Here is a 371-nt window from a genome sequence, read left to right as displayed (position 1 = left end):
GGTGCCGCCCGCTCCGCCGGCCCTGGCGCCGCGCATTGCCGCGCCCGCGCCGGCGGCGATCGCCTCGGTGCCGCAGCCCGCCGCCATCGCCCCGGTGCCGCCGGCCGCGTCCCCCGCGCCGGCGCCGGCCTTGCAGGGACATCGCTGGGCGCTGCGCGCGGCACCGTCGGACCAGGCCGTGCACTCGCTCGCGCAGCCCGCGCAAGCGGTGACGATGGGCCTGCGGCTGGAGCCGCAACTGGCGCTGGAGCGCCTGATCCCGGATGCGCCGGGCGCGGAGCAGGCCAGCGCCGCGCCGCTGGCCCTGCGCATCACGGCGGCGGCGCCGGACAGCCCAGCGGTCCGCGCCTGGGCCGCGCGCTTATGGCAGG

General features: G+C 81.4%; 1 pseudogene. It reads left to right on the top strand.

Annotation, left to right across the window (positions count from 1 at the left end):
* Positions 1-371, top strand: a pseudogene (locus tag K206_RS43750) (hypothetical protein); the annotation flags it as partial.

Source organism: Cupriavidus sp. WS (assembly GCF_000395345.1).
Classification (GTDB): domain Bacteria; phylum Pseudomonadota; class Gammaproteobacteria; order Burkholderiales; family Burkholderiaceae; genus Cupriavidus; species Cupriavidus basilensis_B.
The sequence above is the reverse complement of the archived record's forward strand: the minus strand, read 5'-3'. Positions and strand labels throughout refer to the sequence as shown.